The organism is Nocardia cyriacigeorgica, from assembly GCF_029868385.1.
In the GTDB taxonomy this organism is placed as follows: domain Bacteria; phylum Actinomycetota; class Actinomycetes; order Mycobacteriales; family Mycobacteriaceae; genus Nocardia; species Nocardia cyriacigeorgica_F.
Genome location: NZ_JARWNX010000047.1, coordinates 43,249 through 56,200 on the forward strand (window position 1 = coordinate 43,249; position 12,952 = coordinate 56,200).

At 68.3% G+C, this 12,952-nt stretch carries 11 protein-coding genes; 6 read left to right on the forward strand and 5 right to left on the reverse strand.

The genetic code is table 11. From position 1 onward, the window contains the following. Positions 1-51: 51 nt before the first annotated feature. From aztB to QH168_RS14200, 4 genes are all read left to right on the forward strand, one after another. Positions 52-2,046, forward strand: coding sequence for a zinc ABC transporter permease AztB (aztB, locus tag QH168_RS14185; protein ID WP_280235103.1), 1,995 nt, complete (start codon positions 52-54; stop codon positions 2,044-2,046). Continuing rightward, positions 2,043-2,957: a zinc ABC transporter substrate-binding protein AztC gene (gene aztC / locus QH168_RS14190; protein WP_280235105.1), complete on the forward strand. Its 915-nt coding sequence runs from the start codon at positions 2,043-2,045 to the stop codon at positions 2,955-2,957. Before aztB ends, aztC begins: the two co-directional genes overlap by 4 nt. Positions 2,958-3,016: 59 nt before the next feature. After that, positions 3,017-4,174 carry a zinc metallochaperone AztD gene (aztD, locus tag QH168_RS14195; protein WP_280235106.1) on the forward strand — a complete coding sequence of 386 codons (1,158 nt, stop codon included), beginning with the start codon at positions 3,017-3,019 and terminating at the stop codon, positions 4,172-4,174. A gap of 112 nt (positions 4,175-4,286) precedes the next feature. Beyond that, a complete protein-coding gene (locus QH168_RS14200; RefSeq protein ID WP_280235107.1) occupies positions 4,287-5,099 on the forward strand; it encodes a class I SAM-dependent methyltransferase in 813 nt (270 codons plus the stop codon). A 93-nt stretch (positions 5,100-5,192) separates the two neighbouring features. Here the strand turns inward: QH168_RS14200 and QH168_RS14205 are convergent, their stop codons facing one another. Then, entirely contained in the window at positions 5,193-6,014 is an 822-nt protein-coding gene (locus tag QH168_RS14205; protein ID WP_280235108.1) for a nuclear transport factor 2 family protein, read from the reverse strand. A 310-nt stretch (positions 6,015-6,324) separates the two neighbouring features. Continuing rightward, positions 6,325-7,971, reverse strand: coding sequence for a class I adenylate-forming enzyme family protein (locus tag QH168_RS14210; RefSeq protein ID WP_280235109.1), 1,647 nt, complete (start codon positions 7,969-7,971; stop codon positions 6,325-6,327). Between the two features lie 232 nt (positions 7,972-8,203). Between QH168_RS14210 and QH168_RS14215 the strand changes: the two genes are divergently transcribed. Beyond that, positions 8,204-8,989 carry a DUF6319 family protein gene (locus tag QH168_RS14215; protein ID WP_280235110.1) on the forward strand — a complete coding sequence of 262 codons (786 nt, stop codon included), beginning with the start codon at positions 8,204-8,206 and terminating at the stop codon, positions 8,987-8,989. 13 nt (positions 8,990-9,002) lie between these two features. Here QH168_RS14215 and QH168_RS14220 read toward each other — a convergent pair whose 3' ends face one another. Genes QH168_RS14220 through QH168_RS14230 form a run of 3 tightly spaced genes read right to left on the reverse strand, consistent with a single transcriptional unit; the run spans position 9,003 to position 11,649 of the window. After that, complete coding sequence (locus QH168_RS14220) at positions 9,003-10,529, reverse strand: GGDEF domain-containing protein (RefSeq protein WP_280235111.1); 1,527 nt, start codon at positions 10,527-10,529, stop codon at positions 9,003-9,005. Next, complete coding sequence (locus QH168_RS14225) at positions 10,529-11,098, reverse strand: hypothetical protein (protein WP_280235112.1); 570 nt, start codon at positions 11,096-11,098, stop codon at positions 10,529-10,531. Before QH168_RS14225 ends, QH168_RS14220 begins: the two co-directional genes overlap by 1 nt. Beyond that, complete coding sequence (locus QH168_RS14230) at positions 11,095-11,649, reverse strand: pyruvoyl-dependent arginine decarboxylase (RefSeq protein ID WP_280235113.1); 555 nt, start codon at positions 11,647-11,649, stop codon at positions 11,095-11,097. Before QH168_RS14230 ends, QH168_RS14225 begins: the two co-directional genes overlap by 4 nt. A gap of 162 nt (positions 11,650-11,811) precedes the next feature. On the opposite strand from QH168_RS14230, the gene galK reads away from it, so the two are divergent. Then, positions 11,812-12,927, forward strand: a complete 1,116-nt coding sequence (galK, locus tag QH168_RS14235) for a galactokinase (RefSeq protein WP_280235210.1) — start codon at positions 11,812-11,814, stop codon at positions 12,925-12,927. Positions 12,928-12,952 lie beyond the last annotated feature (25 nt).

Sequence of the window (12,952 nt, forward strand, 5' to 3'; positions counted from 1 at the left end):
CCCGTCACCTAACTTGTAATGAAAATCGTTTCCATTCTAGGGTGTCGCATCATGGATTGGCTGTTCACCCCGTTCGAGGTGTCCTTCGTACAGCGGGCGCTCTGGGGCGGATTGCTGGTTTCGTGTCTGTGTGCCCTGGCCGGGACGTGGGTCGTGGTGCGCGGCATGGCCTTCCTGAGCGATGCCATGGCACATGGGATGCTGCCGGGAGTCGCGGTGGCCTCGCTGCTCGGCGGCAACCTGTTGCTCGGGGCGCTGGCAAGCTCGGCGGCGATGGCGGCGGGGGTGACCGTGCTGAGCCGGAATCGGCGGCTGTCGGCCGACACCGGTATCGGCCTGCTGTTCGTCGGGATGCTGGCACTCGGGGTGATCATCGTGTCGCACTCGCAATCGTTCGCGGTGGATCTCACCGGATTCCTCTTCGGTGATGTCCTGGCCACGGGGGAGCGCGACCTGGTGTTCCTGCTGGTCGCCTTACTGGTCGCGCTGGTGGTGACGGTGCTCGGGCATCGCGCCTTCCTCGCGCTCAGCTTCGACGCGCGTACCGCTCACACGCTCGGGTTGCGTCCGCGGCTGGCGCAGTTCGCGCTGACCGGTCTGCTCACCCTGGCGATCGTGGCGTCATTCCATATCGTGGGGACGCTGCTGGTGTTCGGTCTGCTCATCGCACCACCGGCCGCGGCGATGTTCTTCGCGCACCGGATTCCGATGGTGATGGCGTTGGCGGCCGCGTTCGGCTCGGCATCGACAGTCATCGGCCTGCTCATCTCGTGGCATGCCGGTACCGCGGCAGGGGCGACCATCGCGGCGACGGCGGTGGCGCTGTTCTTCGTATCGGCAGCGGTGGCGCGGTTGCGGGAGCGGATCGACCTGCGTGCCGCCACCCAGCCGGTGGCGGTGATCGCGCTGCTGTCGCTGGTCTTCCCGCTGATCGGATGCGGTGCAGAAACCGAATCCGCACCCACCGCACCGACGCCGCACGGCTATGTCGCCGGTGCGGAGGAAACGGCCGAGGCGCAGCCGAGACTTGTTGTCGCCGACCGCGCTTCCGGTGCCGTTCGGGTCGTGGATCTGATCACCGAAGAAGTGGTGGAACTCGATCCGGTCGAGGCCGTGACCGCGATAGCGGGCGACGGTCGCTACGCCTACCTCTCGGCATCGGGTTCGACGCGGGTGATCGACAGCGGCAGTTGGATGGTCGATCACGGCGATCACGTGCACTACTACCGGGCGTCCGCGCGGGACGTCGGTGCGCTCGATACACCCCCGATGACGGCGGCGTACAGCGATAAGACGGTCGTGACCGCCCTCGGCGAATCCGGGGCCACCCTGCTCGATCGCGCGACGCTCGACAACGGATCGGTACGGGTGCTCGGCGATATCGCGGACGCGACCGCGGTGCCATATGCGGGCAGGTTGGTCGTCGCGTCGTCGTCGGGCCGGATCGAGGTGCGTTCCCGCGACGGCGCCGAGGTGACCGCACTGGACACACCCTGCGCTGATCCGCGTGGACAGGCCCGCACCCGCCGCGGCGTCGTGTTCGGTTGCGCCGACGGCGCAGTCCTCGTCGCCGAGCAGGAGACGGGATTCGCCGCGACGAGGATCCCCCTCGCGGAAGGCATGGGCGCACCCGCGGGTGGGTTCTTCCATCGCCCCGGAAGCACGACGCTGGTCACGCGCTCGGGTGTCGATGGCGTCGGCGTCCTCGAGGTGAGCACCCGACGCTGGTCCCGGATCGATACCGGGCCGGTCATCGCGACCACGACCGCGGGCGCGGGCACCGCCATCCTCGCCCTCACCGCCGACGGCATCCTGCACGGCTATGACCCGGCGACCGGTACCGAGACCGCCCGGACCAAGGTGCTGGCCGCGCCGGTCGCGGCAGATGCGGCCGTACCCGTGCTCGTGGTCGACGCCAACCGCGCCTATGTCAACGATCCGGCCGCCCGGGTCGTCCATGAGATCGACTACAACGACAATCTGCGAATCGCACGGACTTTCACCCTCGATATCGCACCGGACCTGATGGTGGAGACCGGCCGATGATCTCGTCCTTCCGGGTGCTCGTCACCCTGCTCGCCGCTCTGCTCACCCTCACCGGGTGCGCCGCCTCCGGCCCGGACCGGGGCGCGATCGTGGTCACCACCGACATTCTCGGTGACATCACACAGGCGATCGTCGGTGACGCCGCACCGGTCACCGTGCTCATGCCGCGCGGGGCCGATCCGCACTCCTTCGCCGTCTCGGCCCAGCAGGCCGCGGGACTCGAACAGGCCGGACTGATCGTCGCCAACGGTCTCGGTCTCGAAGAAGGTGTGCTCCACAATGTCGAAGCCGCCGCCGACGCCGGAGTGGCGACGGTGTACGTCGGCGCCGAGATCGACCCGATCCGGTTCGGCTCGGGCGCCACCGCCGGACAACCCGACCCGCATTTCTGGACCGATCCGCAGCGGGTGCGGCGTGCGGTCGAAGTGATCAGGGACCGGGTCCTCGCGCAGGTGCCCGGTATCGATGCCGACACCGTCCGCGCGAACGCCGACCACTATCTGACCGAACTGGACGGGCTCGCCGCCTGGATGACCGAGCGGTTCGCCACCGTGCCCGTCGAACGACGCACACTCGTCACCAACCACCACGTCTTCGGCTATCTGGCACAGCGTTTCGGCTTCGAAGTCCTCGGTGCGGTGATCCCGAGCGGCACCACCCTCGCCTCACCCAGCCCCTCGGATCTGGCCGATCTGGCGGGCGCCATCCGCGCCGCGAACGTGCCAGCCGTGTTCGCCGACTCGGCGCAACCGGACCGCCTCGCCCGCGTCCTCGCCGAACAGGCCGGTGTGCAGGTGCGGGTGGTCGGACTGTATTCGGAATCGCTCACGCCGCCCGGCCAGGGGGCGGGCACCTACCTGGAGATGATGCGGGCCAATACCGACGCCATCGTCACCGGACTGACCCGGTGAACACAGACCTCGACGGTGCCTTCACACCGCGAACCCCGGCAGTACCAGAACGGAGCACAATGCGTACTCGAACACGAACCACAACGGTGGCGCTCTCGGGCCTGCTGGCCTCGGTGGTGGCGCTGAGCGGCTGCGGCAGCGACGATTCGGAGCGGACCGATCCGCCTGCCGTCGCCGATCCGCTGGCCGTCACCTACGACGGCGGCATCTATCTGCTCGACCCGAACACCCTCGCGACCACCGGTGAGGTCGAGCTGGCGGGGTTCAACCGGCTCAACCCGGCCGGTGACGACCGGCATCTGCTGGTCTCCACCAAGGACGGCTTCCAGGTGCTCGACGCGGTAGCGGGCCGGTTCACCGGCGTCGACTTCCCCGCCGCGAAGCCGGGACATGTGGTCCGCCACGCCGGGCGCACCGTCCTGTTCGCCGACGGCAGCGGCGAGATCACCTCCTTCGACCCGACCGAACTCGCTGACGGTAAACCCGAGACCGAGGTGTACAAGACGCCAGCGCCGCACCACGGTGTCGCGGTCGAATTGGCCGGTGGTGAGCTGGTGGTGACCGTCGGCACCGAGGAATCCAGGGTCGGTCTCGCGGTGCTCGACGCCGACCGCAAGGAGATCGCCCGCAACGAGGACTGCCCCGGTGTGCACGGTGAGGCGACCGCACAGGGCGAGGCCGTGGTCGTCGGCTGCCAGACCGGTGCGCTGGTCTACCGTGACGGCACGATCACCAAGGTCACCAGCCCGACCCCGTACGGTCGGATCGGCAACCAGGCGGGTAGCGATGTCTCGCCCATCGTGCTCGGTGACTACAAGCAGGACAAGGACGCCGAACTCGAGCGTCCGCAACAGGTTTCGTTGATCGACACCACCACCGCCACCGTGCGGCTGGTCGATATCGGTACCAGCTACACCTTCCGCTCGCTGGCCCGCGGACCGCAGGGCGAGGCGCTGGTGCTCGGCACCGACGGCAAGATCCACGTCATCGACCCCGTGGCGGGTACGGTCACCAGGACCATCCCGGTCGTGCAACCGTGGCAGGAACCGCTGGAATGGCAGCAGGCGCGTCCGGCGATCTTCGTGCGCGAGGGCATCGCCTACGTCACCGATACCGCGACGAAGTCGGTGCACCGCGTCGACCTCGCGTCCGGGGCCGTGACCGCCACGGCGACGCTGCCCGAAAGCCCGAACGAACTCAGCGGCGTGCTGTCCTGACGCCGGGGGTCGGAGCAAGGACCCCACCGGACCCGTTTCGCCGTTAGGCTGCTCGCATCAGAGCTGTTCATCCTGGTGCGAGCCGTTTCGGCGGCGGGAAGATGGTGGTCTGATGAGCGGTGACGTCGGGCTCAGCGGCATTCCACTGACCATGCTGTGGACCTTGCACAACCGGGCCTCCGAATCGCTGCGCCCCGACGCGATCCTGCACGACCCCGACTGCGTGCGGATCTACGAATCCATCGACTTCGACTACGAGAAGTACTTCGGCAAACCCGACGGCACCCACGCCGTGCGTTCGCTGCGCTTCGACGAAGTGCTGCGCCCCTGGCTCGCCGCGCACCCCGGCGGCACCGTCGTGGAACTGGCGGCCGGGCTGGAAACCCAGTTCCAGCGGTGTGATGACGGCCGGGTGCGGTGGCTGTGCGTCGACGTGCCGCAGGCCATCGAGATCAGGCAGCGCTTCCTACCCGCAACCGACCGCTGCCGTCATCTGCCGGTCAGCGCGCTCGACCTGTCCTGGCTCGACCATGTCGACGGCCCGGAACGTGGCGTCTTCGTCTCGGCGCAAGGGCTTTTCATGTACTTCGAGCCCGAGGACGTCCGGCGCCTGTGCGTGGCGATCACGGCGCGCTTCCCCGGCGCCGAGCTGATGTTCGACACGATCCCGCCGTGGTTCTCCGCCAAGACCATGACGGGTTTCCGCACAACGCCCGCCTACACGACACCGCCCATGCCGTGGGGTGTCAAGCGCAGTCGCGTCGAAAGCCTGCTGCGGGGGTGGAGCCCGAAGATCGCCGAGGTCAGGGTCTGCTCGTACGGGCCATCGCACGGGGTGCTCGCGGTGAGCGCACCGTTCTTCGATCGCCTACCGGTGCTGCGCGATATTCCGCCGAGCATCGTGTGGGTGCGCGCGCAGGGGTAGGCGCCGACCATGGGCCGAATGACTCGGCGTCAGCTCTTCGATCGAGCGGCGCCCGAACTGCCCTGGTCCGAGAACCGGACTCGAGCAGGCGGATCAGCCCTGGACCGGAACCCGTTCGGTGAACACGCCGACGGTATGGATACGCGGAGCGTCCGCGGCGAAGTCGAGCGTGACGAGAGCCGGTGCGCCGCCCCGCTCCACGCTCACCGTCACCGTGCGCCCGGCCGCGATCGTCTTGCCCGCACGCAGACCCACCGACGCCCAATCGGTGAACTCATCGGCGGAAACCACGGTCCCCACAGGACATTCGATCACCGTGCCCGCACCGAGCAGCCGACGCACATGGGCGGTGTCGCCGGAGCCCGCGGCCTGGAACAGTTCCGCGGCCACCCGCTTGCCCGTCCGGCCGACTCCGGTGAACCCACGCGCCATACCGGCCGCGCCGCCCACCCCTTGATTGCGCACCAGCGCCGCGCCCAGCTTCATCCCCGCGCCGAATCCACGTGCGCCCGTGCGCAACAGCTGGGCGACCATGGCCGGAAGTTCCCAGTGCGCGGCGAGATGGGTGATCCGCAGTCCGCCGTCGACCTCGGCGAGGTCATAGCGCAGGTGCATCGGCACAAGCACGCATGCGCCGGTGGACATGGTGGTCCGGATGCTCAGATCGCGGACAACGCTCGCGGGTCCGAGGAAATCGTGATCCACCCGGAATTCGATGGTGTTCGGTGCGATGAAGGTGTCGTAGAACCGTTCGATGGCCGCGCGTCCGATGTGCGGGCGCGCGCCGACGGGATCGCGAACCGTCGCATCGGCGGTGAACAGACCCACCCACGTCGGTCGGTCGTGTGCGGCGACGGCGTGCGGTGAGGCCTGCACGGCGGCGAGCAGGCTCGCGTCCGATGCGTCGAGTGACACGGCAACTCCTTCGTCTGGCGAACCGCGAACCGCGGCTCCACCATGGTAGAACCAGTTCTAATTTCCCGGCACGTCGATGGACCGTTCAGGCGCCAGGCCTCGTATCGATGCCCAGGTGAACGGGGGCTTTCCTGCCGGCCGGGCTCTGCCACACTGGAGTGATACCGAACCGCTCCCGTTCGGGGGCGTTGGGCCGAGTGAATCGAGGCCGGACATGGGCAGCGCCGATATCCAGCAGAACCTGAACCGTCTGATCCAGACCGTGCACACAGCCCTGTTGCTGCTGATCATCTCGTGGTGAGTGGGCACGTCACGGGCGTAGGCCCGCCCGGATGACCTTGCCGGTGGCATTGCGGGGCAGGGCGGTGGTGGTCAGCCGCCATCGGGCCGGAACCTTGTAGTACGCCAGACGTGCGCGCGCGAACTCGCGCAACTCGGCGTCGTCGGTGGCCGTGAGATTCTCGACCACCACGACCGCGGCGACCGCCTGCCCGAGATCGGGATCGGGCACACCGAGCACGGCGCTTTCCAGCACCGCGGGATGCTCGTCGAGGCACTGTTCGATCTCGGTGGGATAGACGTTCTCGCCGCCGCGCAGGATCAGATCCGAGCGCCGCCCGGACAAACGCAACCGGCCGTCTTCGAACACTCCGATATCGCCGGTGCGCAGCCAGCGGTCCGGGGTGATCGCGGCCGCTGTCGCGGCGGGATCGTCCCAATATCCGAGCATCACATACGGTCCACGCACCCAGATCTCGCCTTCCTCGCCGTCGGGGAGCGGGGCGCCGGTCTCGTCGTGGATCTCCACCGATACGCCCATCACCGGGCGGCCGACGGTATCCGGGAAGGCGGCGAGTTCGGCGGGTGCGGCCAAGGTGGCGGCCGTACTGCATTCGGTGAGGCCATAACTGGTGACCAGCGCGCCGCGCGCCACCGGAAGCTGCTCGCGCAGCCGCTGTTGCAGCGCCGCCGAGGAAGGCGCCGAGTTCAGCGAGAAGGCGCGCAGCGAGGACAGGTCGTACTCGCCGAGATCGCGGTCGAGCAGTCTGGTCGCCATCGTCGGCATCGCGCCCCAGTTGCTGATCCGTTCGCGCTCGATCAGCCGCAGCACCCGGTCGGCGTCGAACGAACCCTGATGGATCACCGCCGTATCGCCGCTGACCAGGCGCGGAACCACCAGATTGTGCAGGCTGGCGATATGGAACAGCGGTGAGGTGAGCAGGAATCGCCGGCCGCCGTCATCGGCGCTGCCGGTCAGCTCCGCCGCCAACGCATCGTTGAAGCGGTGGTAGCCGATGACGGCGATGAGGTTGCGATGGGAATGGGTCACGCCCTTCGGGCGACCGCTGGTCCCGCTGGTGTACAGAATGACCGCGGGATCGTCCTCCTGTACCGGCGTCCTCGGCAATTCGTCGTCGGCGAACTCTGCTATCAGGGCCGGGATATCGCGTTCCATCGTCAGCGTCGGGACGTCGAGGCCGAGTTCCCCGACGCGTTCGGCCCGTTTGGCGTCGGTGATCAGTACCGACGGCGTGGTGTGGCCGACGCCGTAGGCGATCTCCGGCGGCGCCCACCACGCGTTGTATCCCACCGCGATGGCGCCGAGACATTGCGCCGCCCAGAACGCCACCACCCATTCCGGGGTGTTGGCCGCCAGGATGCCGACCCGATCGCCGACGCCGACGCCGTAGCGCTCGCGCAGCGCCCTGGCCAGCGCGCCCGCGGCGGCCGCGTGCTCGGTGAACGACAGCCGGGTGTTCTCGGTGACCAGATAATCGCGATCGCCCCAGTGTGTGGAGGCCGCGAGGACATCGCCCAGACAGCACTCGCGGTGGACGAGCAGCGGGGTCGGCGCACCGAGTACCTGCTGCACCGTCATCTCGAACGGCCCGCCCGGTCCGGTGAGCCTGCCGATGGCGGCCATGGTCAGCGCCTGCTGATCGACGGTTTCGGTCATCGTTTTCCTGCCGTTCGTCTCTTCCCGGAGCGGTAGAACGTGTTCTATTGTTATCGCATACGGGTCATCGCGGTGGCGAGATCGGCGCGATCGATGTCGATTCGTCGGAGCCCGCCGCACGCGGTCGCGCGGGCGGGATTCACCGGGTGCGGGGAGAACCTGTCGGTGGGGTGCGGCATCATCTGTGCACGCAGGCCCCTTCACGAAACGCGAGAATTGCCCGGAGAGCACCATGTCGTCGCCTCGAACAAAGTCCAAGAACGCACCGCAACCCCTGTCCGCCACCGAGATTCAGCAGATCGCCACCGAGATCGCCGACGGCCGCCCGCCCATGGTGTGGTTCACCGCCGCGGCCGTGGGCATACCGGAAGGACGGTCGGGCAAGGTCATTGCGCTCGGTGAGCCGTCCGATGGTGATTTCCTCCAGATCCGGCCCACCGGTTCCAAAGATGTACTGTCCTTTTCGCCGACCGAGGTGACCCTCACCAAGCCCGCGCGGGATCGGGCCGCGGGCGCCCCGGCACAGCCGAAGCCGACCACGAGGAAGGAACCGACCACCGTGACCAAGCCGTCGGCCCCGACAGGCACCGCGTCCTCCGCTCCCGCACCGCAGCCGGCCGCGAAACCGGCGGCCGCCGCGAAACCGGCCGCCGAACCCACCTCGAACGGAGCCGCCACCGCGGCCTCCGCGCGGCAGCAGCCCGCCGTGCCCGCCCAGCCCAAGGCCGCCAAGGCGCCCGCGCGCAAGACCAGGGCGGCCGAGGTCACCGTCACGATCACCGGCACCGCCGACGGTGAGTGGAGCGTCGACGTGGTCAACGGTAAGAAGCGCACCGTGCGCGCGTTGCCGGTGAGCAGCTCCGCCGTCTCCCAGGCAGCCAAGCTGCTGCATCCCGAGGTCGCCGAGGTGGTCGCCGGGATCCTGGAGGCCGTACGCGGCGCGCAGCTGTCCAAGGTCGAGCAGTTGCAGGCCGAACTGGAACAGGCCAAACAGCTGCTCGCCGAACTGTCGGAGTGAGGGGCCCGGTCGCTCAGACCGCCGTTTCGCGGTGCCAGGGGCGGCGGCCGGTCTCGGGCGCCGCGCGGGTCTCGTCCCGGAACGCGTCGTAGAAGACGTAGCCGAGCGAGTACTCCTTGGCGTGATACATCGCCGAATCCGCTTCACGGAGCAGGTCGAAGATATCGGCTTCGGCGGCGCGCGGCCCGCTGCACGTCAAGCCGATGCTCGCGGTGATCGGCACCTCGCCCGCACTGAGTTCGAAGGGCCGGATGAAGGTGCACAGCAGCCGTTTGGCCAGGCCTTCGGCCGCCTGGCGATCCAGTGGGGCGAGCACGACGAATTCGTCGCCGCCGTAGCGCGCCACCACATCGTCGCGGCGCACCGCGCGCCGGATCCGCGATGCCGCGTTGGCGATGAGTTCGTCGCCGACCGCGTGGCCATAGCTGTCGTTGATCATCTTGAACCCGTCCAGGTCGATGAACAGCAGGCACAGCGGCTGTTCGGCCCAGTGATCACGATTGCGGGTGAGCGCGCGTAACAGCGCCGCCCGGTTCAGCAGACCGGTGAGCAGATCGTGATCGGCCTGATACTGGGCTCGTTTCTCGCTGCGGGCACTGCGCACGATGGCGCGTTCGCTGCGCACCAGCACCCCGATCAGCAGCAGCGCGCACAGCGACGACACCACCACCCGGTCCATCGTGCCCAGATTCGAGCCGACCACCGGGATCAACGACGCCACGATCAGCGCGACCGCGATGAAACTGGCCCGCTGCCGGGAATGGTGTGGATGGATGGGATGCGGTGCGCCGAGCGAGGTCATGGTCGGATGCAGGGCTGCGATGCCGACCAGTGTGTACGCCAGCAGCAGCGGAGCCAGCAGCACATCGCGACCCGCCACGGGAGTGCCCGCCACCTCGAGGTTGTAGCCGAGATCGCCGAGCAGTGCCAGCAGCAGGCCGCCGTGCAGCAGCCGCAGCGAGGTTTCCGAGCGGGTGGTCGTCGCCACCGAATAGGCGACCAAGGTCAGGAGCAATGCGTCGAGGATGGGATAGATCGCCGTCGCCACGGTATGGCCGAAGTGGCCGTCGGTGCGCAACGCGGGCGAGATCAGGAAGGTCCACGAGGCCAGGAGCGCACCGAGGCCGATCAATCCCGAATCGAGCAGCAGATCGTAGTCGGTGTGGATCTGTCTGGGGCGCAACCAGGCCACGGCCGCGACCCCGATGCCGAGATAGCCACCGAGGGTGAAGATGTCATCGAGGGGCCGAGTGGGTGCGTCGGCGAAATCACGCAGGGCGATGCCCCCGGCGAACAGCACCGCCGAGGCCGACAGCAGATACCACGGCAGCGGGCGTCGCGGACCGTGCCGATGCAGGCCAGCGCCGATCATGGTGAGTGCGCCCGCGACAACGAGAGCCATCGTCGTCAGCGACAGCGCAGGCGAATCGATCAGAGTTTGTAGCACGATCGCGACGATCGCGACGCCGGGGACGAACCTGATCCACCGATGTCCGAAGTGCGATCGCCCACCCGTCGACTGCTCTTCGGTAAGTTCCATCAGCCCCCCTTCATCGCTCCCGTTCCGAAGAATCGGGCCGCGTAGTAGGTCTGGGAATCCTCAACTGCTACTGCGACGTCTGCCTGCTCCTCGAGCACCGCTCGGATGCCGTCGGCAAAGGAGAACCGAGTGTTGTTGTACGAACAGATGTCCCAGCCGACCGCGGCACGTTCGGCCACCAGAACCTGGACAACTGATTCGATCATGACATGAAACGCGGCCCCCTGTCGCGTACTTGGCGCAACAAGGGTGAAACCCGCGTAGTAGATCGCATCGCGGGCCGCGTGGTCCGGATATCGCGCGAGGAAATACTCGGGACTGATCCACGGCACGGTTTCCAGTTCCTTGGTCAGCGTGGTGACGCCGACGGGTGCACCGTCGCCGGTGCGCGCGACATATTTGAGTACCCGCGGATCGCTCATCTCGGCGATGAACTCCTCGCGATGCAGCACCTGCCTGGCCGCCGCCCGCGTCCGCAGCGGACCGAACGCCTCTTCGTAGAGGTTGTGGAACAGTTCGACGGCGGCACCGTCGATCGTGGTCTCGGTGGTCACGTGCAGGTCGGTCATAGTCGGTGCCAGCCGGTCGCGCCGAATGCGGCGAGGACCACCGCGCAGACCGGACTCCCATCCGATCGAGTTTCGGTGGTGTGCAATCGAACCGGCGCGAAATCGCCGCGACGGTGTTCGGTCATATCGGCCAGGCTGGCTCGGACAAGGTGTTCGACCTCATCGGCGGTCGCCGCCTCGTGTTCGACGAACAGACCGGCCCCGTCGGCGCGGGTGGTCCAGCCGATTCCCGCGGCCGCGTGCCCTCCCGCGGTGTCGGCGTGTCCCGCCGCGTATACGCAATAGAGTCGATCGCCCCAGCGGATCGGTGTGCTGATCCGCTCGGTGCGTTCGAGCCGTGCGCCCGGCGGTATCACCGAGGAGAGCCGGATCAGATTGGCCTCGCCGACACCGATCCCGCGCAGGGCGGCGTCGAACGCCGATAGTGCGGTGGGTCCGATTCCGGTGGCGGCGGCGATCTCGATGGTCAACGGCCGCGCCGAGCGCTGCCGAACAGCGCGCGGCCAGCGAGGCCAGGACAAGCCGATACGGCGTCGGGCGGTGTCGATCACGGAGCTCCCCATGCGGCCGGGCCCGCGCTGCGCGGGCGGTCATCCCTTCGGACCGAGCGTGACCCACCATGGTGCATCCCGCATCGTGTCGCGGTGAAACCACAGCTGGCACGGCGTGTCTCGTAGGGTGGAGCGGTGCCCGACGACGATTTCGACGCTGCCATGGCCACCTGGGTCGCACCGGGGCGAGTCAACGTCATCGGCGAGCACACCGACTACAACGACGGGTTCGTGCTGCCCATCGCGCTACCGATGAGCACCGCGTGCGGTGCGCGGCGGCGGGCGGATGCCGTGGTCGCGGTGCGTTCCCGGCAGCGTCCGGGCGAACATATCGCCCGCGCGCTCGGTGGCCTCGATACGGCACGCGACGAGGTGCCCGGCTGGGCGCGGTATCCGATGGGTGTGGTGGCCGAGTTCATGCGGCGCGGATATTCGGTCGGCGGTGTCGAGCTGCGGATCGACGGCCGGGTGCCGATCGGGGCCGGGCTGTCGTCATCGGCGGCGCTGTGCTGTGCGGTCGCGGTCGCACTGCGAGATCTGTTCGATGTCACGGTGTCCGACCGCGAGTTGATCGAGCTGATGAGTGCGGCCGAGAACAACTATGTGGGCGCGCCGACCGGCATCCTCGACCAGTGCGCGGCTCTGCTGTGCACCGCGGGACACGCGCTGTTCCTCGATGTGCGGAGCTTCGCTCAGAGGAAACCCGATGCCTACGAGCAGATTCCGTTCGACCTGGCCGCGCACGGGCTCGAATTGCTCGTCATCGACACCGGCCACCCGCATCGGCTCACCGACGGCGCCTATGCCGAACGCCGTGCGCAATGTGACGCTGCGGCAGCCGATCTGGGGGTGCGGTCGTTGCGGGAAGTCGACTCCCTCGCTGTGGTCGACCGGTTGGCCGATCCGGTGCTGCGGCGCCGGGCCCGGCATGTCGTCACGGAGAACTCCAGAGTCGCCGACGTTGTCGCCGTGCTGCGCGCGGGCGGTGATCCGCGCCGGATCGGTCCGATGCTCACCGCGTCCCATACCTCGCTGCGTGATGATTTCGACGTGTCGACGCCCGCGCTGAACGCCGCCGTCTCGGCCGCACTATCGGCGGGCGCGTACGGTGCCCGCCTGGTCGGTGGTGGTTTCGGCGGCAGCGTCATCGCCCTGATCGACCACGACGGCGTCGAGCAGGTTCGCGCTGCCGTACGAGAGCGGTTCGCCGGAAACGGTTTTCCCGAGCCACACACATTCGCTGCTGTTCCGTCGGCGGGCGCGCGCCGGATCGGGTGACCGTCGCCCCGATCGGTGGTTGTCG